General features: G+C 70.8%; 19 protein-coding genes. 10 read left to right on the forward strand and 9 right to left on the reverse strand.

All coding sequences use genetic code 11. The features are described from left to right. The first annotated feature begins 134 nt into the window (after positions 1-134). The 3 genes from ddaH to QMZ92_RS21995 all read left to right on the forward strand — a co-directional run bounded on the left by ddaH (position 135) and on the right by QMZ92_RS21995 (position 3,215). The gene (ddaH, locus tag QMZ92_RS21985) at positions 135-911 is read left to right on the forward strand and encodes a dimethylargininase (RefSeq protein ID WP_283299110.1); all 777 of its coding nucleotides are present in this window, start codon (positions 135-137) and stop codon (positions 909-911) included. A gap of 183 nt (positions 912-1,094) precedes the next feature. Further along, positions 1,095-2,069: an acyl-ACP desaturase gene (locus tag QMZ92_RS21990; protein WP_283299111.1), complete on the forward strand. Its 975-nt coding sequence runs from the start codon at positions 1,095-1,097 to the stop codon at positions 2,067-2,069. A 243-nt stretch (positions 2,070-2,312) separates the two neighbouring features. Further along, positions 2,313-3,215 (forward strand): chitosanase, encoded by a 903-nt coding sequence (locus QMZ92_RS21995; protein WP_283299174.1) that lies wholly within the window; start codon positions 2,313-2,315, stop codon positions 3,213-3,215. Here QMZ92_RS21995 and QMZ92_RS22000 read toward each other — a convergent pair. From QMZ92_RS22000 to QMZ92_RS22010, 3 genes are all read right to left on the reverse strand, one after another. Then, on the reverse strand, positions 3,187-4,563 hold the full coding sequence (locus tag QMZ92_RS22000; protein ID WP_283299112.1) for an SDR family NAD(P)-dependent oxidoreductase: 1,377 nt from the start codon (positions 4,561-4,563) through the stop codon (positions 3,187-3,189). The two genes, QMZ92_RS21995 and QMZ92_RS22000, sit on opposite strands and share 29 nt — an antisense overlap. A 168-nt stretch (positions 4,564-4,731) precedes the next feature. After that, the gene (locus QMZ92_RS22005; protein WP_283299113.1) at positions 4,732-4,998 is read right to left on the reverse strand and encodes a WhiB family transcriptional regulator; all 267 of its coding nucleotides are present in this window, start codon (positions 4,996-4,998) and stop codon (positions 4,732-4,734) included. A gap of 99 nt (positions 4,999-5,097) precedes the next feature. Then, on the reverse strand, positions 5,098-5,910 hold the full coding sequence (locus QMZ92_RS22010; protein WP_283299114.1) for a VOC family protein: 813 nt from the start codon (positions 5,908-5,910) through the stop codon (positions 5,098-5,100). 452 nt (positions 5,911-6,362) lie between these two features. Here QMZ92_RS22010 and QMZ92_RS22015 point away from each other — a divergent pair, with 452 nt between their 5' ends. Continuing rightward, on the forward strand, positions 6,363-6,890 hold the full coding sequence (locus tag QMZ92_RS22015) for a hypothetical protein (RefSeq protein ID WP_283299115.1): 528 nt from the start codon (positions 6,363-6,365) through the stop codon (positions 6,888-6,890). Positions 6,891-7,343: 453 nt separating this feature from the next. Here the strand turns inward: QMZ92_RS22015 and QMZ92_RS22020 are convergent, their stop codons facing one another. Beyond that, positions 7,344-8,393 (reverse strand): multicopper oxidase domain-containing protein, encoded by a 1,050-nt coding sequence (locus QMZ92_RS22020; RefSeq protein WP_283299116.1) that lies wholly within the window; start codon positions 8,391-8,393, stop codon positions 7,344-7,346. A gap of 180 nt (positions 8,394-8,573) precedes the next feature. Between QMZ92_RS22020 and QMZ92_RS22025 the strand changes: the two genes are divergently transcribed. Both QMZ92_RS22025 and QMZ92_RS22030 read left to right on the forward strand, forming a co-directional pair. Further along, positions 8,574-11,066 carry a ThuA domain-containing protein gene (locus tag QMZ92_RS22025; RefSeq protein ID WP_283299117.1) on the forward strand — a complete coding sequence of 831 codons (2,493 nt, stop codon included), beginning with the start codon at positions 8,574-8,576 and terminating at the stop codon, positions 11,064-11,066. Between the two features lie 56 nt (positions 11,067-11,122). Continuing rightward, entirely contained in the window at positions 11,123-13,564 is a 2,442-nt protein-coding gene (locus QMZ92_RS22030) for an OmpL47-type beta-barrel domain-containing protein (RefSeq protein ID WP_502962110.1), read from the forward strand. Between the two features lie 88 nt (positions 13,565-13,652). Here the strand turns inward: QMZ92_RS22030 and ligD are convergent, their stop codons facing one another. Next, the gene (gene ligD / locus QMZ92_RS22035) at positions 13,653-14,780 is read right to left on the reverse strand and encodes a non-homologous end-joining DNA ligase (protein ID WP_283299119.1); all 1,128 of its coding nucleotides are present in this window, start codon (positions 14,778-14,780) and stop codon (positions 13,653-13,655) included. 52 nt (positions 14,781-14,832) lie between these two features. On the opposite strand from ligD, the gene QMZ92_RS22040 reads away from it, so the two are divergent. The 3 genes from QMZ92_RS22040 to betT all read left to right on the forward strand — a co-directional run bounded on the left by QMZ92_RS22040 (position 14,833) and on the right by betT (position 18,868). After that, the gene (locus QMZ92_RS22040) at positions 14,833-15,906 is read left to right on the forward strand and encodes an ATP-dependent DNA ligase (protein ID WP_283299120.1); all 1,074 of its coding nucleotides are present in this window, start codon (positions 14,833-14,835) and stop codon (positions 15,904-15,906) included. Positions 15,907-16,317: 411 nt separating this feature from the next. After that, a complete protein-coding gene (locus tag QMZ92_RS22045) occupies positions 16,318-16,575 on the forward strand; it encodes a hypothetical protein (protein ID WP_283299121.1) in 258 nt (85 codons plus the stop codon). Positions 16,576-16,741: 166 nt separating this feature from the next. Continuing rightward, positions 16,742-18,868 carry a choline BCCT transporter BetT gene (betT, locus tag QMZ92_RS22050; RefSeq protein ID WP_283299122.1) on the forward strand — a complete coding sequence of 709 codons (2,127 nt, stop codon included), beginning with the start codon at positions 16,742-16,744 and terminating at the stop codon, positions 18,866-18,868. A gap of 74 nt (positions 18,869-18,942) precedes the next feature. Here betT and QMZ92_RS36080 read toward each other — a convergent pair whose 3' ends face one another. Further along, positions 18,943-19,425, reverse strand: coding sequence for a hypothetical protein (locus QMZ92_RS36080; RefSeq protein ID WP_349307748.1), 483 nt, complete (start codon positions 19,423-19,425; stop codon positions 18,943-18,945). A 229-nt stretch (positions 19,426-19,654) separates the two neighbouring features. On the opposite strand from QMZ92_RS36080, the gene QMZ92_RS22060 reads away from it, so the two are divergent. Continuing rightward, positions 19,655-20,704, forward strand: coding sequence for an RNA ligase family protein (locus QMZ92_RS22060; RefSeq protein ID WP_283299175.1), 1,050 nt, complete (start codon positions 19,655-19,657; stop codon positions 20,702-20,704). A gap of 22 nt (positions 20,705-20,726) precedes the next feature. On the opposite strand, the gene QMZ92_RS22065 is transcribed toward QMZ92_RS22060, so the two are convergent. The 3 genes from QMZ92_RS22065 to QMZ92_RS22075 form a co-directional block, all read right to left on the reverse strand. Continuing rightward, the gene (locus tag QMZ92_RS22065; RefSeq protein ID WP_283299123.1) at positions 20,727-20,858 is read right to left on the reverse strand and encodes a hypothetical protein; all 132 of its coding nucleotides are present in this window, start codon (positions 20,856-20,858) and stop codon (positions 20,727-20,729) included. A 248-nt stretch (positions 20,859-21,106) separates the two neighbouring features. Next, positions 21,107-21,532, reverse strand: a complete 426-nt coding sequence (locus QMZ92_RS22070; protein ID WP_283299124.1) for a YchJ family protein — start codon at positions 21,530-21,532, stop codon at positions 21,107-21,109. A gap of 116 nt (positions 21,533-21,648) precedes the next feature. Beyond that, positions 21,649-23,100 (reverse strand): nucleobase:cation symporter-2 family protein, encoded by a 1,452-nt coding sequence (locus QMZ92_RS22075; RefSeq protein ID WP_349307749.1) that lies wholly within the window; start codon positions 23,098-23,100, stop codon positions 21,649-21,651. Positions 23,101-23,251 lie beyond the last annotated feature (151 nt).

Genomic DNA, 23,251 nt, shown 5'->3' on the forward strand with positions numbered 1-23,251 from the left:
GGTGCGGGCCGGGGCGCGGTGCGGGCCGGGGCGCGGTGCGGTGCGGGCCGACGTGCCGTGTGGGAGGGGACGGAATCGGGCAGGTGGGGCTCATGATGGCCCTGCCACCCCCCAATTCGGTCCCTGGAGAGCCCGTGCCGAGCAGAAGAGCACTGATCCGACGCCCGAGCCCCCGCGTGGCGGACGGCCTGGTCACTCACATCGAGCGCCGTACCGTCGACCCCCGGGCGGCGCTCTCCCAGTGGAAGGCGTACGGCGAGGCCCTGCGTACGCACGGCTGGGAGACGATCGAGGCCGAGCCCGCCGACGACTGCCCGGACGGGGTCTTCATCGAGGACACCGTGGTGATGTTCCGCAACGTCGCCCTCATCGCCCGCTCCGGGGCCGAGACCCGCCGCCCGGAGACGGCCGGGGTGGAGGAGGCCGTGGCGAGGCTCGGCTGCTCGGTGAACTGGGTGTGGGAGCCGGGCACGCTCGACGGGGGCGATGTGCTGAAGATCGGCGACACCGTCTACGTGGGGCGCGGCGGGCGGACCAACGCGGCCGGCGTGCAGCAGCTCCGCGCGGCCTTCGAGCCGCTGGGGGCGCGCGTCGTCGCCGTGCCCGTGTCGCGGGTGCTCCATCTGAAGTCGGCGGTGACCGCCCTGCCCGACGGGACCGTGATCGGCTACGAGCCGCTGGTCGAGCAGCCGTCGCTGTTCCCGGGGTTCCTGCCCGTACCCGAGGAGGCCGGGGCTCATGTGGTGCTGCTCGGTGGCGCAAAACTGCTGATGTCGGCGAGCGCCCCCAAGACGGCGGAGCTGTTCGCCGATCTCGGATATGAGCCGGTTCCAGTGGACATCAGCGAGTTCGAGAAGCTCGAGGGCTGCGTGACGTGTCTCTCCGTACGACTCCGGGACCTGCACACATAACGGAGCGCAAGGGGACATCACGACCGCGCGCTTGGCCGATGGCTTACTGCGCCTTTAACCTACGGTCTCGTAACCTACGAGGCCGTAGGTAAGACGCATGCCGTGATCCGGCCAGCGCCTTGCCGTCGGCGTCGTGCGTTCCGCCCGATGACGTCCCTCCCTCACCCGTCCCCAGGAGCCCCCGTGACGATCACCTCTCCCCACCTCGGCAGTTCGGAAGTGTGGACCGACGCCCGGCTGCTGTACGCGCTGGAGGAGGTTGTGGAGAAGGAGCTCAACCGCCACCTGAAGGTCGCCAAGGACTGGATGCCCCACGAGTACGTGCCGTGGTCGGACGGCCGGAACTTCCCCGGCCTCTTCGAGGACGGCGAGGCATGGGAGCCCGGCCAGTCCAAGGTCACCGACGTCGGGAAGACCGCCCTCGTCGTCAACCTGCTGACCGAGGACAACCTGCCCAGCTACCACCACGAGATCGCGACGCTCTTCGGCCGCGACGGCGCCTGGGGCACCTGGGTGCACCGCTGGACCGCGGAGGAGGGCCGGCACGGCATCGTGATGCGCGACTACCTGCTGACCTCGCGCGCCGTCGACCCGGACAAGCTGGAGCAGTTCCGCATGGCACACATGTCGGAGGGCTTCGAGTCCGACAACCGCCACTCCATGCTGCACTCGGTCGCGTACGTGGCCTTCCAGGAACTCGCCACCCGCATCTCGCACCGCAACACGGGCCACCAGTCGGGCGACCCCGTCTGCGACCGGATGCTGGCGCGCATCGCCAACGACGAGAACCTCCACATGGTCTTCTACCGCAACCTGCTCGGCGCGGCCTTCGAGATCGCGCCGGACCTGACCATGCAGGCCGTGCGGGACGTCGTGGTGAACTTCCGCATGCCCGGGCACGGGATACCGGGATTCGAGCGCGCGGCGGCGCAGATGGCGATCGGTGAGATCTACAACCTGCGGATCCACCACGACGACGTGCTGCAGCCGGTGCTCCGCTTCCTGAAGGTGATGGACATCGACGGGCTCGGCCCCGAGGGCGTGAAGGCGCAGGAGGAACTGGGACTGTACATGGGCGGGCTGGACACCGAGGCCGCCAAGTTCGACGAGAAGCTCGCGGCCCGCAAGGCCCGGCTGGCGGCCCGCGCGAAGGGCTGACCCGGGCGACCCGCCGGCGCCCGCGAGGAACCTCCGACCGCCCCCGCCGCGTTCCGCGACGGGGGCGGTCGCGGCGCACGGACCCGCCCGTCCGGGACGAGGACGGGTCGGGCCGTGCGGTCCGGCCGCCGTGTTCGGCGGGGACGGACGTCGGGCGGACGAGGGGCGCCCCGTAATCTGTGCGACGTGAAGCCCGCGACCCGAATCATCCTCATAGCCGCCCCCGTGGCCGTCGCCGTATCCATGATCCTCGGCGTCGGCAGCGAGGACGAGATACCGCTCGCCGACCGGCCGCGGGAGGCGCAGAAGACGACGGCCCCCGCACAGAACCCGCTCAAGTCGGGCACGGCGTCCGAGCAGCGGGCGCTGGAGGCCAGGATCGCGAAGATGCCCGCGGGACTCGCGGCTCCCGCCAAGAAGGAGATCGCCGCGCGGCTGGTGTCCACCGCAGAGCACTCCACCCTGAACTGGCGCGGCCAGTACGACGCCATCGAGGACCTCGGCGACGGCAACGGCTACACCGCCGGGATCATCGGTTTCTGCTCCGGCACCAACGACATGCTGCAGCTGGTCCAGGCGTACACCGCCGAACACCCTGACAACGGACTGGCCCCCTACCTCCCCGCCCTCAGGGAGGTCGACGGCACCGACTCGCACGAGGGGCTGGACCCCGGCTTCACCGACGCCTGGGTCGCGGAGGCCGGGAAGCCGGCCTTCCGCGCCGCGCAGGACGCCGCCCGCGACCGGATCTACTTCGACCCCGCCGTCCGGCTCGCCAAGATGGACGGCCTCGGCACGCTCGGCCAGTTCATCTACTACGACGCGATGCTGCTGCACGGCCCGGGCCTCGAGCCCGACGGCTTCTACGGCATCCGCCAGGCGGCCATGGAGAAGGCCAGGACGGCCGCGGAGGGCGGCGCGGAGAGGAGGTACCTGAACGTCTTCCTCGACGAGAGCCGTTCTGCCATGCGGGCCCGGACCGGTCCCGGTACGCGCGACACCTCGCGCATCGACACGGCGCAGCGGGTATTCCTGCGCAACGGGAACATGGCGCTGGCCGCGCCGTTGGAGTGGCGGATGTACGGGGAGTGGTTCCGCATCCCGGCCGCGCCCGACGTCACCAGTCGGCCACCCGGTAGTCCTTGAGGAAGACCCCGGACACCGGCGCGCCCGCCTCGCCCCGCACGATCGGGTCGTACACACGTGCCGCACCGTCCACGATGTCGAGCGGCGTGCGGGTACCGGCCGCGGCGATCCGCGCCTTCCGCGGGGCCGGGTTCTCGTCGGTGATCCATCCCGTGTCCACGCTGCACATGTGCACCCCCTGCGCAGCGAGTTCGCGCGCACTCGTACGGGTCAGCATGTTGAGCGCCGCCTTCGCCATGTTGGTGTGGGGGTGGCCGCCGGTCTTGTTGCGCACGGCGAACCGCCCCTCGACGGCGGACACGTTGACGACATAGCGGCGCGGGCGCGGCGAGGCGAGCAGCAGCGGAAGCAGCCGGTCGCACAGGAGCGCCGGTGCGACGGCGTTGACGAGCTGCACCTCCAGGAGTTCGGCCGGGTCGAGCTCGCCGATGCGCGCGGACCAGGAGTTGGCGGCCGACAGGTCGGGCAGCAGCCCGGCCTCGTCGGCGCCGGCGAGCACGAGGTCGAGCGGGGCGGATCGGCCGGCGGTGACAGCCGCCGGCGCGTACCCGGGAGCGGTCAGCACTCCCGCCGGACGCTCGCCGCCCTCACCGGACGCGAGCAGCGCGTACGACTCAGGCGGCCTGCGTATCGTCTGCGCGGCGTTGTTGACGAGTATGTCGAGCGGTTCGCGGTCGGCCCGCAGCCGGTCGCACAGTCCGAGGACCTGGCGCGGGTCGCGCAGGTCGATCGCGACGACGGTGAGCCGGTCGATCCACTCCCCGCTGCCCGGCACGGCGTGGAAGCGGCGCAGGGCGTCGTGCGGGAAGCGAGTGGTGACCAGCACCTGCGCGCCGTCCCGCAGCATCATCATGGCCAGTTGGAAGCCGATCTTCACCCTGCCGCCGGTGAGCAGGACCCGCCGGCCGGACAGGTCGGTGCGCAGCGTCCGCCGACCGGCGTTGTCGCTCGCGCAGACGGGGCAGAGCCGGTGGTAGAAGGCGTCGGCCTGTCGGTACGGCGACTTGCAGACATAGCAGTGACGGGGCTTCAGGTACGTGCCCACCGTGCCGCTGCGCGACTCCAGCGCGGCGTCCGCACGCCGGTCGGGGGCGCCGGTCGCGGTGGCGGCGGTGAGCAGGGCGTCGGCCTCGGAACGTGCCTTCCGGCGGGCCTTGCGGCGCCGGTTGCGGCTCTCCCGGGCGAAGTCGGCGGCGATCTCCTCGCCGCGCATCCGCGCCGGGTCCTCCAGCGGAAGGCCGCGCAGCCGCTCCACCAGGCGCCCGAGAGCCGCCAGTTCCTCGTCCGTGACCACACCGTCCGACGCGGCCGGGGTCGGCCCCGGCGTCGTCGCGTATCTCTGCTTCATGCGCAGGTGATCGTAGCCAGCGCCGGTCAGCGTCAGCACCCTGATTTCCACTCACCCGGGAGGCGTACGGCTCCGCCGACGCCGTGGCCCGAGCCGCCAAGGCGCTCCGTCACCGTCCGTCGCGCACGGCCCCGGCGTTCCGGACGGCTCGCCCGCCCGCCGCGACCGCTACCCGTGGCGCTGGATCCCGGAGCGCCGCAGCCTTCCGCGCTCCTTCTCCGAGAGACCGCCCCAGACACCGAAGCGCTCGTCGTTGGCGAGTGCGTACTCCAGGCACGCCACGCGGCCTTCGCAGGCGCCGCACAGCTGCTTCGCCTCACGGGTGGAGGAGCCGGGGGCCGGGAAGAAGAACTCGGGGCCGACCTGGGCGCAGAGGGCGGTCTTCTGCCAGGAGAGTGCCTGGCCGGGGGCGGGTGTGGTGCTGTTCATGGGCATGGTCGACAGGCTGCCCCGTGGTGATAAACGGCATGTCAATGAACGCTCAACGTCCGCGTTTCGGCCAACTCCGGCCTCCTGGGGCCGACGGCGGCACGTTCACGCGGCGTTCGCCGCGCCCGCGCTCTTCACCGCGGTCTCGATCACCGCGAAGCGGGCTCCGTACGGGTCCGCGAGTTTCGCGATGCGGCCGATGTCCTCGAGGTCGACCGGCGGGGTGCGGACCGTACCGCCGAGTTCCTCCGCCTCCGCAGCCGTCGCGTCGGTGTCGGTGACCTCGAAGTACGGCAGCCAGTACGGTCCGCCCGTCGCCTCCACCGGGTCGGTCTCCAGAGGGACGAGGCCGGCGAACATCGCGTCCTCGCCCGCGCCGGCCGGGTTCACGGTGAGGTACGTGTCACCACCGGGGACGGGCACGGCGAACTCGTCCCAGCCGAAGACGGAGCGGTAGAACTCGAGGGCCGCGCCCGGGTCCCGGGTGCAGAGCTCGGCCCAGCACAGCGAGCCGGTCTCGTTCACGACGTCGAGTCCCTTGTTGGTGCCCGGCTGCCAGGTGGCGAAGCCGACGCCCGCCGGGTCGGTGAAGTGGGCCGTGCGGCCGAGGTCCCACACGTCCGCCGGTTCGTGGGTGACGGTGCCGCCGCCGTCCGCCACCCGTTCGGCGGTGTCGTCGGCGCTGGGTGACTGGAAATAGAGGGTCCAGCCGGGCGCGACCCGCTCCGGGGGCACGGTCATGACGCCCGCCGCGGTCCTCCCGTCGAGTTCGAGCAGGCCGTAGCCGCCGGCCTCGGGCCCCGGGGAACGGAGCGTCCAGCCGAAGAGGTCGCCGTAGAACGACGCCGCGCCCCCGAGGTCGGGGCTGCCGACGTCGAGCCAGTTCGGGGAGCCGGTGAGATAGCGGGTGGTGAGCATGGGGCGTCGCTCCTTCGTGGGCGGCCGGGGCGGACCCGCCGCGGAACGTCGCGCGACCCTCCCGGGCCTCGGCGACGGGACCCGTCGTCGTGCCTCGTCCCTCGTGGCTGTGCTGCCGACCCCACCGAGTGTGCGCCCGCTCCCGATCCCCCGCACCCGGGGCGGCCACCCGGGCCACCGTCCCTTCCGGGAGCAGCACCCCTTCCGTGGCGGTCGCCCGGGTGGCGCCGTCTCCCCGTGGGCGCACGGGGAGACGGGGTGGACGCCGCCGTGCGAACTGCCGGGATCGGCGAGATACTGTCGCGCCGCCAGGACGAAGCGGTGCTCGGGCATCCCGCCGTGGTTGATCCGCCGTCCTGCGGCGTCGCCCTCCGTCCCGTGCGATCACTCGTGCCGGTGGTCGGCGCGTGTGGCCGCCGCTCAGCGGCCGTACGTTGCGGCAGGGTGGACGGATGCACCCCCGCACCAGGCCCCTCACCCTCGCCGTACTCCTCGCCGCGACCGGTCTCGTCGCGACCGGCTGTGTCTCCGTGCCCGGGACGCCGCCGCCCCCGCCGCCCGGCCTCGCGCCGGCCGGCGCCCCCTCGCCCGCGTCCCTCTCCCCGGAGCGCGCGGCCGAACAGGCGCCGACCCATGCCGAACTCGCCTCCACCGGACCGGAGGAGTCACCGCGGCCACGGCCTTCGAGCGGCCATGAGGCGGACGACGGCCGGCGGGCCGAGGCGCGCGCGCCGGGCGGGGCGGACGCGCCGCAGGGGCGGGAGCGTCGTGCGGCGGTACCGGAGAAGCCGGCGCGCGGCCGGCAGGGCGACAAGGGCCGTGCAGAGGAGGCCCGTTCGCCGCGCAAGCACACGAAGCACAGGGATGTACGACCGCCCCGGGTGCGGACGCACTACGACATGGGGGACCTGTGTCGGGCCTCGGACGGCGTGGCGGACCCGTCCTTCGTCGCCATGTGCCGGGCGAGCTACGGCCGCTGAGCGATCCGCGACCGGCGCCGGCGGGACGGGAACCCTCGCCGCCACGTCAGAGCCCGTGGCCGCGCCCGTCGGGGCCCGCCCGGACTCGGTGAACGCGCGGTACCCGCGCGGCCCACGGGCCGCGCGGGTCCGCGACGCCCGCGCGGGAGCCTCGTCCGCATTCCCCGCGCGGGCCGACCTCGGGGCCCGCCCCGCCGTACCGCCCGTCCGGCCCGCCTTCCGTACGACGCCGTTGCGCGCGAACCCGTTCCGCTCGAAGCCGTTCCCGAGTACGTCGCGCTGAGAGCCCGCCGGCCGGAAGCCCGGTCCCGCTTCACCGCGTTCGTGCGCCCCCACGGCCCTTCGGACGAACCCCGCGACCGCACCGGGTCGTTGAAGGGCAACCCGCTGGACCGCCCCTTGGAGCCGCGGACTTGCCGGACCGGCGGTCGCGCAGTCGGCGCGCTCGGCCGTTCAGTGCGTGTGCTCCGCCGACGCCCCCACCTCGCCCTTGGAACCCGAAGCGCCCTTCGCCCCGGTCACCCCGCCGGGTGGCGCCGGGGCCGCCGGGTGGTGCGGCTCGTACCCGGGGATCGTGCCGTCCGGCTTGGCCACCAGGAACAGTCCCGCCATCCCCATGTCCGAGTGGCTCTGCACATGGCAGTGGTACATCCACGCGCCCGCACCCACGCCCTCACCCGCGACGATCTGGAATCCGAAGGAGTCCGCAGGTCCGGTGATCTTGTTGTCCACGATCCGGGACGGGTCGTCGGGACCGGTCAGCAGACCGGTCCTGTTGTCCGCCCAGCGGTGACCGTGCATGTGGAAGGTGTGGTAGTACTCGCCGTGCGTGATCATCACGATCTCGACCCGATCGCCCACGGTCGCCCGGAAGTCCGGGCTCTGGTGTCCCGGCCTGTTGTTGATCGTCATGTCGTTGAAGACGATCGTGAACTGCTTGTCCGGCAGCAGGTCGCCCTTCCTGCGCACCACGACCGGCCCGTACAGCCCCTTGCGGATGCCGCCGGTGCCGTGGTCCGTGCCCACCACATGGTCGTGGTAGTGCCAGTAGCCCGCACTGCCCGCTCGCCAGGTGCCGTCCTTGCGTCTGCCCGGGGCGTGGGTGCGCCAGGTGTAGGTGCGGGTGGCGCCCGGTTCGACGTGGCTCCTGCTCGTCCGGGTGCCATCGCTGGCGATGTCGTAGTCCACGCCGTGGACATGGAGGCCGGCCGGCACGTCCATGGTGTTCTCGAACTCGATGTGCAGGGTGTCCCCCTCGACGAGCTCGATCATCGGACCGGGGACGGTCGCCTCGCCCTTCTCCAGGCCGTACCCCATCCGGCCGTCCGGCAGTTTCTCGGCGTACAGCCTGAGATGGCGTACCCCACCTCCGCCCGAGGCGGTCCTCGGTGCCCCTTCCACGGAGGGCGCGGCGGAAGCCGCAGCAACGGACAACGATGTCACACCGGTTGCCGCAACCGCGCCACCCGCCAGCACGCGCCGGTTGAAGCTCCGTCGGTCCATGTGAACTCCCCAGTGCCGTAGGGAAAATCGGGTCGGGCCGGGCACACGGTAGTCGGCCGACCCTTGTTTCTCCACACCCAGGACAAAGTTCGTCGGATTGCGGCCGTACCTATTGGCGGCTCGCCGAAAGAGGTCTAGCTTCACGGCTGTTGCTGTGACCAATGAGGGGTGGGTGACCACATGCACCGCGCACCACATCACCGGTCGAGAACGCGGCGCGGGACGGCGGCGGCACTGCTGGCCGGGACGATGGCCGCGTCGCTGCTGGGCGGGACCGCCGCGACGGCGAAGCCCACGCCGGATCCCCTGCCCTCCGGGGCGACAACGTTGTCCCTGCCGTCCCCACCGGGTGGCGCGGACGTGCGGGTGCTCGTCTTCCACGCCTCGGCGGGCCAGGAGTCGCCGACCGTCGACGCCGGGATCGCGGCCGTCGAGCAGATCGGGCTGACGGGACCGGCTGCGGGCAGGTTCCGCACCGAGGCCACCGACGACGCGTCCGTCTTCACCAACGCCAGGAAGCTCGGCCGGTACAACACCGTGGTCTTCCTGACCGGCGGCGGGGACGTGCTCGACCCCGAGCAGGAGGCCGGCCTGGAGGCGTACATGGAGGCGGGCGGCGGTTTCGTCGGCATCCACGACGCCGCCCGCACCGAGCCGTACTCGGACTGGTTCACCGGTCTCGTGGGCGCCCGGCCCACGACCTCGCCTGCCGCCGTCCAGCGCGCCGCCGTCGAGGTCGGCGATCGGCTCCACCCGGCGACCAAGAGCCTTCCACTGAACTGGAAGCGGCCCGACAAGTGGCTCAACTGGGCGGCGAACCCCTCCGGTTCGGTCCACACCGTGGCCCGGGTCAAGGAGAGCACCTACCAGCCGGGCCAGGGCGCCAACGGCTGGGACCACCCCGTGTCCTGGTGCCGGGACTACGACGGCGGCCGCTCTTTCTACACCGGTATGGGCGGGACGGCCGACTCGTTCGCCGAGACGGACTTCAGGGACCATCTGCGCGGCGCGCTGGCCTGGACCTCCCGCACCTCGCAGGCGGACTGCAAGGCCACCATCTCCGCCAACTACACGGCGCAGCGGGTGACCCAGCCCAACCAGCCCGGCCGGAACGACCAGATCGGCGAGCCGCACGGCCTGGTCGCGGCCCCCGACGGGCGGATCCTGTACATCGGGCGCGGCGGGGCCGACTCGTCCCGGCCGGTCGTGACCGACTGGAGCAACCCCGACATCGGCAAGGGCAAGGGCGAGATCCACGTCTACGACCCGAAGACGGAGAAGGTGACCCTCGCGGGCGCGGTCACGGTCTTCGGCAACAAGGGCGGCGGCGACGAGCTGACCAAGAACGAGGAGGGGCTCCTCGGCATCGAGCTCGACCCGGAATTCCAGACCAACGGCTGGGTGTATCTGCACTACACACCGCACTCGCGGATCAACCGCGACACGCACATGGCGGAGCGGTACGTCTCCCGCTTCACCTTCGACCTCGCCACCAACAAGCTGGACACGGCGAGCGAGAAGGTGCTGCTGAAGTGGCCGGTGCAGATCCACAGCTGCTGCCACGCGGGCGGCGGGATGGCCTTCGACTCCAAGGGCAACCTCTACATCGCCACCGGTGACAACAACTCGTCCGGCTTCAGCTCCGGTTACTCGGGCAACAACCCCCAGCCGAACTTCAGGGGGGTGTCGTTCGCGGACGCGCGGCGCACCGCGGGCAACACCAACAACCTCAACGGCAAGATCCTTCGGATCCACCCCGAGGACGACGGCACGTACACCCTCCCCGAGGGCAACCTCTTCACCGGTGCGGAGCAGGACGAGGGCGGTGGGAGGACCCGGGGCGAGATCTACGTGATGGGTGTGCGCAACCCGGCGCGGATCTTCGTCGACAGGACGACCGACATCCTGTACGCGGGCTGGGTCGGGCCGGACGCCGGTTCGCCGTCGACGACGTGGGGCCCGGCGAAGTACGACACCTTCGCCGCGATCACCAGGGCGGGCAACCACGGCTGGCCGTTCTGCATGGGCAACAACCAGCCCTACCGGGACCGCAATCTGCCCGACCCGAGCCGGCCGCTCGGCTGGTACGACTGCTCCGGACCGAGGAACGAGTCGCCGAACAACGACGGCCTGGTGAACCTGCCGCCGGTGACGCCGAACACGATCTGGTACTCGCCGCAGGGCGGCGGCCCGGACTACCCGCGCGACGCGGCCGGAGTGCCCAGCTACAAGGTGGAGGAGCAGAAGCTGCTGCTTCCGTGGCTGAAGGGCGGCGGCCAGGCGACGATGAACGGCCCGGTGTACCGCTTCGACGACACGAAGGGCGACCCGGCCGTGCGCTGGCCCGCCTACTGGGACGGCAAGTGGTTCGTGGGCGACTTCTACGACGGCGACCAGCCGCGGCACGCGGTGCTGACCGACCCGAAGACCGTCGGCAAGGGCGGACTGCCCGTGCACGCCGAGTCCCTGAAGAAGATCGTCCCGGTCGGCACGGACGGCATCCGCAACCTCATGGACTGGAAGTTCGCCCCGGACGGGTCGCTGTACGTCCTCGACTACGGGCGCGGCTTCTTCACCTCCGACTCCAGGTCCGCGCTGTGGCGCGTGACCTACAAGGGCGGCGGGCCGACCCCGGCCGCCGATCAGCTCGCGCGGAAGGCGGCACAGAGTTGAGACTCCTGTGGCAGGGACAGCTCCGGCTGTGGACGGCGCTGCTGGGCGCGCTGGCGATGGTGCTCGGGCTGACCTCGACCGTGGCGTACGGCCGGGCGGGCGAACGGGAGACGGACACGACCGCGGCCCAGACGCTCACCTGGACCGCGGGCGACCCGATCGACCGCTATCTGTCGTTCCCGACGACCGCGGTGGCGGGCCCGACGACGATCGTCTTCGAGAACAGCTCGGCGACCGGCAACACCACCGGGATGCCGCACACGCTGTCCTTCGACGTGTCCGATCCCGAGTACAACAACGACGTCCCGCTGAACATCCTGGCAAACCCCAGCGACGACCAGGGCGGGAAGCACTCGGTCGAGGTCACGCTGACGCCGGGCCGGTACCGCTTCCACTGCACGATCCCCGGCCACGGCCAGATGCAGGGCATCCTCACGGTGACCGACCCGGGCGGTGAGGACACGACGGCGCCCGAGACCTCGGCGAAGGTCGAGGGCGAGAAGAACGCCGACGGCGCCTACATCGGCCACGCCACGGTGACCGTGGCGGCGACCGACGCGGGTTCGGGTGTGGACAGGATCGAGTACGCGCTGGGGGCGGACGGGGCCTGGCAGCCCTACACCGCACCCGTGATGGTCCACGAGACCGGCACCCACAGGGTCCGCTACCGCGCCACCGACAAAGCCGGCAACACCGCCGCCGACAAGGCCGTCGACTTCACCGTCGTCGCCCCGCCGACGCAGGACGAGACCCCGCCGGAGACCTCGGCCACGGTGACCGGCGAGAAGAACGAGCAGGGCGAGTACCTGGGCACGGCGACGGTCACCGTGACCGCCTCCGACACGGGTTCCGGGGTCAACACCATCGAGTACGCGCTGGGGGCGGACGGGGCCTGGCAGCCCTACACCGCACCCGTGATGGTCCACGAGACCGGCACCCACAGGGTCCGCTACCGCGCCACCGACAAAGCCGGCAACACCGCCGCCGACAAGGCCGTCGACTTCACCGTCGTCGCCCCGCCGACGCACGACGAGACCCCGCCGGAGACCTCGGCCACGGTGACCGGCGAGAAGAACGAGCAGGGCGAGTACCTGGGCACGGCGACGGTCACCGTGACCGCCTCCGACACGGGTTCCGGGGTCAACACCATCGAGTACGCGCTGGGGGCGGACGGGGCCTGGCAGCCCTACACCGCACCCGTGATGGTCCACGAGACCGGCACCCACAGGGTCCGCTACCGCGCCACCGACAAAGCCGGCAACACCGCCGCCGACAAGGCCGTCGACTTCACCGTCGTCGCCCCGCCGACGCAGGACAGGACCCCGCCGGAGACCTCGGCCACGGTGACCGGCACCAGGAACTCGGACGGCGCGTACATCACCAGCGCCACGGTGACGGTGGCGGCGGCCGACACCGACTCGGGCGTGGAGCGCATCGAGTACTCGCTCGACGCGGGCCCGTATCTGGCCTACACCGCGCCCGTGATCGTCGATCGGGTCGGGTTCCACACCGTGCAGTACCGGGCCACCGACAGGGCCGGCAACACCTCCGAGGCGCGGAAGGAGTCCTTCACGGTCGCGGAGAGCGGTGGCGTCCCCGCCCCGAACTGCCCGGAGTACGACGAGCGGCTGACCGTGATCGTCGGCACCGTCGACACGGGGGTGCCGAACCGGGTCACCCGCTCCCGTTGCACGGTCAACGAGCTGATCGAGGACGAGAAGGACTGGAGCTCCCACGCCCTGTTCCTCAAGCACGTCGACAAGGTGCTGGACCAGTTGCTGGCCGACGGCGTGATCGACCTGCGCGAGCACAAGAAGATCTACAGGGCGGCCAAGCAGTCCGGCATCGGCAAGCCGGGACAGACCAGCGGCTACCGCGACCTGTTCGACGGCACGGCCGCCTCGTTCGCCAAGTGGCAGCACGTGGGCGGCGGTTCGTTCGGCCTCAACGTCGACGGGTCCATGACCAGCGGCACCACCAGGGGCGGCCTGGGCATGCTGTGGTTCCCGCAGCGGCAGTACGGCGACTTCTCGCTGAAGCTCCAGTGGCGGGACGACGCCCCGGGGACCGGCAACGCCAACAGCGGTGTGTTCGTGCGCTTCCCCTACCTGCACGACAACCCGGAGGAGCCGCGGCCGGAGTGGGTGGCCATCAAGTACGGCCATGAGGTGCAGGTCCTGGACCGGCCCGACGGCGACATGTACAAGACCGGTTCCGTCTACGGCTTCGACCGCGTCGGTCTCGGCGGGGCCGGGGTCACCCCGAAGGGCACCTGGAACGACTACGAGATCCGGGTGGAGGGCCAGCACTACTCGGTCCACCGCAACGGTGTCCTGATCAACGAGTTCGAGAACAGCGGCGGCCAGGAGTTCGTCCCGCCGCGCGGCGACGACCCGGGCACGGACGGGCGGCGCTACGCCCAGGGCTACATCGGCCTCCAGGTGCACGGAACCGCCGATGTGATCTCGTACCGCAACATCCGCATCAAGGAGCTGTAGACGAACCCGGCCCCGCGGCCGTGGTGCCCCACCGCGCCCCAACGGGCGGTGGGGCACGCTCGTGCTGCGGGCGGTCCGACGCGCCGGATCAGCCGTCGCCCGGCGCCGCCGACCCGCCCGGTCCCGACTCCCCCCGCGTCCCCTCCGCGGAGTCGCCCCGCGCCTTCACGGGCGCGCGCCCGGCAGGCTTCGCGGCGGGGCCGGCCGGGGCGTCCTTCTTCGCGCGGCTCGGCTGGACCCGCTTCGGCTCACCGGGCATCTTCGGGTACTCCGGCGGGTACGGCAGATCGCCCAGGCCGTGCTCCGCCTCGTCACGGCGGGCCAGCTCCAGCAGCGCCTCCAGGCCGAAGCGCCGGTCGTCCATGTCGGCGTGGACGTCGCCGGCCTCGGCGTAGCGCGTCCGCATCGTCACGATGTCGAAGTCCTCGGGGACCGCGTCGTCGATCTCCTCCCAGCGCAGTGGCGCGGAGACCGGGGCGTGGGGGCGGGGCCGCACGGAGTAGGCGGAGGCGATGGTGCGGTCCCGGGCGGTCTGGTTGTAGTCGACGAAGATCCGCGCGCCGCGCTCCTCCTTCCACCACTTGATGGTGACCTGGTCCGGCATCCTGCGTTCCAGCTGCCGCCCGCAGGCGATGGCGGCTCGCCGGACCTGGGTGAACGTCCAGCGCGGTTCGATGGGGACGAACACATGGAGTCCGCGTCCGCCGGACGTCTTGGGCCAGCCGCGCAGCCCGGCCCCGTCGAGGACGTCCCGCAGTTCGTGGGCGGCACGGACGGCGTCGGCGTAGTCGGTGCCGGGCTGCGGGTCGAGATCGATGCGCAGTTCGTCGGGGTGGTCGGTGTCGTCGCGGCGGACCGGCCACGGATGGAAGGTGACGGCCCCGAGGTTGGCGGCCCAGGCCACGGCGGCGGGCTCGGTCGGGCACATCTCGTCGGCCGACCGGCCGCTGGGGAACGTGATGTGGGCGGTGGGGATCCAGTCGGGGAGGTACCTCGGGGCGCGCTTCTGGAAGAACGACTCGCCGGTCACCCCGTCGGGGTAACGCTCCAAGGTGGTGGGCCGGTCCCGCAGCGCACGGGTGATGCCGTCACCGACGGCGAGGTAGTACTGGACCATGTCCATCTTGGTGTAGCCCCGTTCGGGGAAGTACACCTTGTCCGGGTTGGACACACGGACGGTCCGCCCTCCCACTTCCACCTCCACCGATCCGGCCATGCCCGTCAGCGTAGGCCGTGCCAGGATTCCGTGCATACCGGACAATCACGCTATGGATCTGCCGGTGATGCCTCCCGTGAAACCGATGCTCGCCAAGTCCGTGGCGAAGATCCCGCCCGGTATGCAGTACGAGGCCAAGTGGGATGGTTTCCGTGCGATCGTCCACCGGGACGGCGACGAGGTCGTGATCGGAAGCCGCACCGGGAAGCCGCTGACCCGCTACTTCCCCGAGCTGGTCACGGCCCTGCGCGGCAATCTGCCGGAGCGCTGCGTCGTCGACGGCGAGATCGTGATCGCCCGCGAGGGACGGCTCGACTTCGACCGGCTCACCGAGCGCATCCATCCGGCGGACTCCCGGGTGCGGATGCTCGCCGAGCGCACCCCGGCCAGTTTCGTGGTCTTCGACCTCCTGGCCCTCGGCGACGAGGCACTGCTCGACACGCCGCTCGCGGAGCGGCGCGCGCGGCTCGTCGAGGCGCTGGCAGGGGCACGCGAACCGGTGCACATCGCGCCCGCGACGACGGACACCGCCGTCGCGGAGCGGTGGTTCGAGCAGTACGAGGGGGCCGGGCTCGACGGGGTGATCGCCAAGCCGCTGGACCTTCCGTACCGACCCGACGCCCGGCTGATGTACAAGGTCAAGCACGAGCGGACCGCGGACGTGGTCGTTGCCGGCTACCGCTTCCACAAGAGCGGACCGGTCGTCGGCTCGCTGCTGCTCGGTCTGCACGACGCCGGGGGCGCCCTGCAGCACGTGGGCGTCTGCGCCGCGTTCTCCATGAAGCGCCGCGAGGAGCTGGTGGCGGAGCTGGAGCCGCTGCGCCTGGCGGACGTGTCGGAGCACCCCTGGGCGCGCTGGGCGGAGGAGGAGGCGCACGAGTCGGCCCGGCTGCCCGGTGCGCCGAGTCGCTGGTCGGGCAGGAAGGACCTGTCCTGGGTGGCGCTGCGGCCCGAGCGGGTGGTGGAGGTCGCGTACGACCACATGGAGGGCGACCGGTTCCGGCACACGGTGCAGTTCCGGCGGTGGCGGCCCGACCGGACTCCGGAGAGCTGTACGTACGCGCAGCTGGAGGAGCCGGTGCGCTACGACCTCTCGGAGGTGCTGTCGGCGCCACCGTCCGGATGAACCGCGGACCTCGGCTTCCTTCCGGAGCGCGCGTCCGCGCCCCGCCGGAAGGCGGGGCACTCGCGGCCCCGGGCGGGCCCTGGTCGGGCACCGGCCCCGGCACGCGGGTCAGTGGTACGGCGCCTCGGCCTCCACGGCGTACACGTCCGCGACCGCGTGCCGCCTGACCTCGGGCGACGGCCTCAGCGTCCCGCGCTCCTCCGGTGAACTCGCCCGCGGCGAGGCGGAGTTCGCGGACGGACTCCGCCCGGGGCAACTTACTCCGGAGTAAGGGCAAATCAACGATCGCGACCGAACGGTTTCCGCACAGAGACGTCCCGGCTGACGAACCGTGAAGCGCATCAGGTACGTATAGAGGAGAACACCACCCATGCCCGGCGACCCCGGAGCAACATCAGCAAAGGACTCCACGTGACCGCGTCCAACCTCGTCCCCGTCCCGATCCCCGACGGTGTGGCCGCCCTGATCGGATCCTGCATGCCGCTCGGTGTGCTGCAGGCGGAGATCGACGCCGAGTGCGCGGCGCGCGAGGCCATGCGGTTCCGGGGACCGCTCTGCGCCGAGGACCAGGTGGACCGCGAGCACGCCCTGGCCGCGCTGGCCCGGTCCAACAAGATCCTGGCCGCCTACAACCCGGGCCTGGTGGTGCGTCCGGGCGGACCGCGCTAGCCGGGAACGCAGCGGCCCGGGGACAACCGATGCGGATCGGAACCGTGTCGGTGCCGGGCAGGTGGGACGGAGAAGGGGAGCCTGGACCACAGCGTGACCTGCCGCACTCCTGCGCCCGCCCGACCGTGCGGGGTCGGCAGCCCTGCGGAACAGGAAGGACGGGACCGTGGCGACCAAGGGAACGGGCGGCGACAGCGCCGACGAGGAGGGGGCGGCACCGGCGAACGCCGCGCCCGGAGAGACCCGGATCAAACCTGTCGTCTTCTTCGGCTCCTCCGGGCTGATCCTCGCGATCTCGATCTGGGCGATCATCACCCCGGGGGGCGCCCAGCAGGTCATCGGTGTCGTGGTCGACTGGATCTCCACCGGTTTCGGCTGGTACTACTTCCTCGCCGCCACCCTGTACCTGGCCTTCGTGGTGTTCATCGGCGCCTCCCGCTACGGCAACATCAAACTGGGGCCGAAGCACTCCACGCCCGACTTCGGCCTGTTCGCCTGGGGGGCCATGCTCTTCGCGGCCGGCATCGGGATCGACCTGATGTTCTTCGCCGTCTCAGGGCCCGTCAGCCACTACCTCGCGCCGCCGGAGGGCGAGGGGCAGACCGTGGAGGCGGCCCGTCAGGCCGTGGTGTGGACGCTGTTCCACTACGGCATCACCGGGTGGGCGATGTACGCGCTGATGGGCATGGCGCTGGGGTACTTCGCCTTCCGCTACCGGCTGCCCCTCGCCATCCGCTCGGCGCTCTACCCCATCATCGGCCGACGCATCCACGGCCGGATCGGTGACGCCGTGGACCTCGCGGCCATCATCGGCACGGTGTTCGGCATCTCGGTGTCGCTCGGAATCGGGGTGGTGCAGCTGAACTTCGGCCTCAGCTTCCTCTTCGACGTACCCGAGGGGATCGCCGCGCAGATCGGTCTGATCGTCATCGCGGTGATCATGGCCACGGTGTCCGCGGCGGCGGGAGTCGACCGCGGCATCCGGCGGCTCTCCGAGCTCAACGTCGTGCTCGCCCTCGTACTGCTGCTCTACATGCTGATCGTCAGCGGCCCCGTCCCGCTGCTCAACCAGCTCATCCTCAACATCGGCGACTACGTCAGCCGCTTCCCCTCGATGACCCTGAACACCTTCGGCTACGACCCGCCGAAGGACTGGCTCAACGCCTGGACGCTCTTCTTCTGGGCCTGGTGGGTCGCGTGGGCGCCCTTCGTCGGGCTGTTCCTGGCGAGGATCTCCCGCGGCCGCTCGCTCCGCCAGTTCGTGCTGGCGACCCTGGTCATCCCGTTCGTCTTCACGCTCATCTTCCTCTCCGTCTTCGGCAACAGCGCGCTGCAGGTGATCCGCAGCGGCAACGTCCGGTTCGGCGAGACGGCCATGGAATTCCCCGAGCAAGGCTTCTACGGGCTGCTCGCGCAGTACCCGGGGGCGGCGTTCAGCGCCGGACTCGCCACCGTCGTCGGGCTGCTGCTCTACGTCACCTCGGCGGACTCCGGCGCGCTGGTGATGGGCAACCTCTGCTCGCACCTGCCCACCCCGGTGAGCGACTCGGCTCCCTGGCTGCGGGTCTTCTGGGCCGGCGCGACGGGACTGCTGACCCTGGCCATGCTCCTCGTCGGCGGCGTGGAGGCACTCACCAGCGCGACCATCGTCATGGGGCTGCCGTTCTCGTTCGTGATGTTCCTCATCATGGCCGGCCTGTACAAGGCACTCCGCCTCGAACGCATGCGTGACGACGCGCTGATCGCCACTCTGCCCGGGTCGCTGTCGGGACGAACGCACCGCGGACCCCACGCCGAGCGGACCTGGCGGCAACGGATCGCGCGGGCGATGTCGTTCCCCGGCCCGCAGGCCGCCGCCAGGTTCGTTGACGAGGTGTGCCGCCCGGCGTTCGAGAAGGTGGCCGATGAACTGCGCACCCAGGGAGCGGAGACGTCCGTCGCCGAGGAGACCGACGAGGCGACCGGCGTTCCCCGGCTGGAGCTGCGGGTCCGGATCGGCGGCAAGGAGGAGTTCGTCTACGGGCTGGAGCCGCTGGAAACGCTCACCCCCCAGTTCGCGACCCGGTCGGTCTCCGCCCACGACACGTACCTGAGGTTCGAGGTGCGGCTCGCCGAGGGCAACCAGGGCTACGACGTGATGGGGTACACCGAGGAACAACTCATCGGCGACATGCTCGACCAGTACGAGAGGCATTTCGAGTTCCTGCGCCTGCACCACGAGGCCACGGCCGGCTCCGCACTGCCCGGGCACCGGCCGGACACGGCCGAGCACGGCCCGGACCAGGAGGGCTGACCCGGAGGACGGACTCGCGACCGCCGGGCAGCTCGGGGTGCTCGGCGCCGCCTGGCTGACCGTCTCGACTGTGCTCAGCGCCGGGGCCGCCGCCGTGCCGGCCGCACCGGTGCTCCCCCGGCAGTCCGCGGTGCCGGAAGGGCCCCGCTGACCGCCGGCACCAAGCGGCTCCGGACGTGAGACTCGTGGGCTCGCATGTCGAGGTACAGGAGACCCGGTGAGAACGATCTTGCTGGGGGTTCGCTTGCCTCGCAGGAGCATCGAGCTGACGGGGGACTGCGCCGGCGCGCAGTTCTCGCGGGGAGGGGGAATTGGTTGTAGAGCGTGCCCGGAGAGACGCCGAGGAGCTTGGCGATCGAGGTGATGGAGCGGCCCGGGTCGGGCAGCAGGTCGCGGGCGGCGCGGATGACTTCCTCGGTGGCGACGCTGCGGCGCCCGCCGACCCGGGCGCGGGCGGCGGCCAGGCCGTCGTTGGTACCGATGACGATGGGCTCGCGGATGAACTCCGCCAGGGCGGCGAAGGCGTGGAGGACGAGGCGGCCGCCGGGGGCGGACACTGGTTTCTGGAGGGCGTTTTGAAGGCTCTGGGGGCTTTCAGGAGCCCCATCGGGGCGATCTTCGGAAAGCGAAGGCCACTTGAACGAAGGTCAGTTGAAGGTCACTGGATCTTCGGGTGACCGTCGAGCTGCGAGGACAGCTGTAGCTGCCTCGCATGGGTTGATCTTCCAGAGCTGCCGCGGTGAATTCCGGTTGCCCGGGGCCGGGCAGGAAGCGATGATCCTCCTCATGTTCGCTGCTGCGTCTGCGGGTCCCGCACTACGGCCGTATCCCAAGATCTCTGCAAGGGGAGGGCTTGGCGTGTCCGGGGTCCGGGAGTGGGTCGCGGTGGAAAAGGTACATGGAGCACACTTTGCGGTGGTGTGTGATGGCGCGGGGGTTCATCCGGCAAAGCGGCGTGAACTGTTGGGCGACGATGCGCTGGACGGTTTCTTCGGCGTGAGCAGAATTTGGCCGGCGCTGTCGGTAGCGGCGGCCCGTTTCGCTTCCGCACTGCACAGTGCGTGGGGTGACGCCCCGGTGGTGACGATCTACGGTGAGCTGGCTGGTGGAAGCTACCCACACCCGGATGTCCGCGCCGCTGCCGGGGCCGAGCCAGTACAGACGGGTGTGTGGTACGCGCCGGGACTGCACTGGCTTCCGTTCGATGCCTCGGTCGAGACAGCCGAGGGACGCTGCTGGATCTCTGACCGTGCTCTGCGTGACATCGCGGCTGCTGCAGGGCTCAACTGTCCTCCCGTTCTGGGGCACGGCGCGCTGAACAAGCTCCAGGAGCTGCCGTGCGACTTCCCCACAAGGGTCCCAGCCCTCTTCGGACTGCCCGAGTTGGCAGACAATCTTGCCGAAGGCTACGTCCTCAAGCCGGCCGGCGAATGGACGGAGACGAAGGCTGCAGGCACAGGCATGCGTCCTGTGGTCAAGGTGAAGCAAGAGTCTTTCGCGGAGGACGAGCGGTTCGGCGGCGCCCGTCCCTATCTGCCGCCGCCGCAGGGAGCGGCCGGAGTTCCCGCCTGGCTCCTGGCCCAGGCCTCGGCACTTCTCACCCCCGCTCGTGCGGCAGCCGTGGTCAGCAAGCTGGGCCCCCGCGCTCCGGCAGATGCTGTGGCGGAGGAGATCACACGGGATGTCTCGGAGGAGCTCGCCGAAGCGCTGGGAGGCCTGGAAGACACACTCCTGCCCCCGCTGGAGCGAGCGCTTCTGCCTGGGGCACGCTCCTTGGCGGTGTTCGACGCCAACGACCGCCACCGTTCCCGGACAGGCAGACAAGGCACACGGTGACGGCAGCAAGCAGTCGCCCAGGTCATGCGAGATGAGCAAAGACCATCAGCCAGGCGCAGCCGGTCGGCTCTGACCGGATGACCGCGCACGTCTTCCACTCCAGGTCGTCGATCCAGACAACGGCATGCTCATCGGTCGAGGACTCCACCAGCACGACCGGACCGTAGCGGGGGCGCCGACACCCGCTCGACGATCTTTCCGTGAACCTCAGCGAGGCCCCAGGACGGTGTGCTGGCCAACCAAGATCGGTCTCACCGGGACTTCCTTCACGCCAACTACCCACACCCAGGCCCGCGATGCACACACGGGGATCCTCGAACTGCCGTGAGCGGTCGTCAACGCGCCGATGGTGGTGCGGCCGGGCCCGACGACGAGCGCCCGGCAGGCGGCCGGCCGCGGCGTTCACTCCATGAAGGTGCCGTTCACATACACCCAGGCGCCGTCGTGCCGTTCGAAGTGGCTGCGCTCGTGGAGTTGTCCGGGCTCCCCGCCGTGGGTGCAGCGGGCGACGAAGGTGACCGTGCCGGTGGCGTGGAACATGCCGCCCTCGGTGGTCTCGCGGATCTCCAGACCGGTCCAGCGCATCGCGGGATCGAACTCCACGCCGCTCGGCCGGTAGTCGGGGTGCCAGGTGCGCAGCAGATACCCCTCGTCACGGACGACGAAGGCGCAGTAGCGGGACCGCATCAGCAGTTCCGCCGTCGGGGCGGTGGACCGTCCGGTGTGGAACCTGCCGCAGCAGGCTCCGTACACGGCGGGCAGACCGCAGGGACAGGGCGAGCCGTCGGTGACGGTGGATTGCGGGGAGCGGGTGGTACGTCGGGCCATGGGGCCATTGTGTCGCGCTGGGTGTCGCACCGGGTGAATGGGCCCGTGCGGCGCTTCCACCAGGACGGCAGTGACCCCGGCCGGACCGCGGTCCGGCCGGGGCACCCCTTGGGAGGTCAGGCGGTCGGCGCGGGGGCGGTGTCGCCCTCCGTGTCCTCGGCCGTCTCGGCGGGGGCGACTACCGCGGGCGTCTTGTCCTTGGCGAGCCCGTTGAAGATCAGGTTCAGAACGATCGCGGACGTCGCGCCGAGCGTGACGCCGCTGTTGAGCAGAGAGGCGAGGTCGGCACCCATGTGCTCCTTGAAGAGCACCGGGACGGTGGCCGGCAGCAGCGCGAAGGCCAGGGACACACCCACGACGAGCGCGTTCTTCTCCTCCTTCAGGTCGGCCTTGGCCAGCGTCTGGATACCAGCCAGGGCCACCATCGCGAACATCACGGTAGCCGCGCCGCCGAGTACCGCGTGCGGCACCGAGGCGACGACCGCGGCGGCCTTCGGAAGCAGGCCCAGAACCATCATGAACACACCGGCGGCCACCACGACGAAGCGACTCTTGACCTTGGTCATCCGAACAAGTCCGACATTTTCCGCAAAAGCCACATAGGGGAAGGAGTTGAGAACACCTCCCAGCGCCGTGGCCGCGCCGTCGGCACGCAGGGCACGAGCCACGGTTTCACTGTCGACCTCCTTGCCGACGATGTCACCGACCGCGTACGTGTCACCCGTCGTCTCGACCATGGTGATCAGCATGACGATGAGCATGAGAAGGATCGGGAGCCACTGGAACTGAGGCATACCGAAGTGGAACGGCGTCGTGACCCCGACCCAGTTCGCCTTGCCCACCTCCGAGAAGTGCGCGTCCCCGAGCAGGAAGGCCACGGCGGTGCCGCCGACCAGGCCGAGCAGAATCGCGATACTGGAGAGGAACTGCCTGCCGACCTTCATCAGGACGAGGATGAAGAGCATCGTGCCGCCGGCATAGGCGAAGTTCCTGGGGTCACCGAAGTCCGGGCTGCCGAGTCCGCCCGCCGCGTCGTTCAGGCCGACCGGGATCAGCACGATACCGAGAACCGTGATCACCGTACCGGTCACCACCGGCGGGAACAGCCGCATGACCGACCGGAACGCCCTGGCGGGGAGCCAGGCGAACGCGAAGGTCGCCAGACCGGCCGTGATCACGGCACCGTAGATCACCAGCAGGGCCGCCGTGCCGCCCCCCGCGCCCATGCCGATCGCGATCATCGGAGACACCGCGGTGAAGGTCACGCCCTGGATCAGCGGCAGCCGCGCGCCGACCCGGCCGATTCCCCACGCCTGGATGATGGACGCGATACCGCAGGTGAAGAGGTCTGCGTTGATCAGGTAGACCAGCTGCTCGGCACTGAGTCCCAGCGCACCGCCGACGATGATCGGGACGATCACAGCGCCGGCATAGAAGGCCAGTACGTGCTGGAACCCGTAGAGCGCCAGCTTGGAGACGGGGAGCACCTCGTCGACCGGATGGGGGCTCTGCTCCTTGCGACCCGGGAGTTGAACGGCGAAACGTGCCATCTCTGCCTTGCCCTTCAAGAGGTGGTGATGGGAAGAGTTCTGGTTATCCCTGGTCCGGCGTTCGGTCGGCGGAATCAGGGTTGTCAGTGCGGTCACGCCGTCGAGGCCTTACTGGTGACGGCAGCAGCGTCTCGTCGTGTGTCCGAATAGAACCCCTGTATGGCGCCGC

Source organism: Streptomyces sp. HNM0645, assembly GCF_030056615.1.
GTDB classification, from domain to species: domain Bacteria; phylum Actinomycetota; class Actinomycetes; order Streptomycetales; family Streptomycetaceae; genus Streptomyces; species Streptomyces marianii.